Raw genomic sequence first — 630 nt, forward strand, 5'->3', positions numbered from 1 at the left:
AATAAATCTTACCAAGTAATGGCTGACGCCTTAGGCGTCGCCAAAGCTACGATTAGCTATGAGTTGGACCGGGTTAAACCTTATGATCCAGAATTAGCTCAGCAAGATGCAGATCGCAAAAGGCGGAATTGCGGTCGTCGTTCGATGCTGACGGCAGCATTAGCGACTTTAATTACCAATCACTTACGATTAACCTGGTCACCAGAAACCATTGCGGCCGCTTATAACTTGAGCACTGCGTCAATTTATAATTGGCTTAATCGTGGCTGGCTCCCCTTCAAATTAACTGATCTACCCAATCGGAATGTCCGCCAGCACCGAGTGAGCGAAAATCGTGGGAAATTTACAAGTGGGACTTCCATCGAACAACGGCCAACAACTGTTAATCAACGGTTAGCTTTTGGTCATTGGGAAGTAGATACGGTGCTTTCTAGTCGAAGTGAGCCACGATCATGTCTGGTTACATTCGTAGAACGTAAGACCCGACTTCTATGGGCCATCAAAGCCCCTAATAGAACGGCTAAGGCTCTAAACACCGCCTTTGGCAAGTTTATGGGGGCCTTCGGTCCCCAAGTAAAATCCATTACTGTTGATCATGGTAAAGAGTTTGCCAATTATCAGGCCTTAGAA

General features: G+C 46.2%; 1 protein-coding gene. It reads left to right on the forward strand.

The features are described from left to right. Positions 1-630, forward strand: a 630-nt coding sequence (locus tag KGF70_RS17030) for an IS30-like element ISLsa1 family transposase (RefSeq protein ID WP_216786532.1), incomplete at both ends; no start/stop codon positions are given.

The sequence above is a fragment of the Lactiplantibacillus sp. 7.2.4 genome (assembly GCF_018991185.1).
GTDB lineage: Bacteria > Bacillota > Bacilli > Lactobacillales > Lactobacillaceae > Lactiplantibacillus > Lactiplantibacillus pentosus.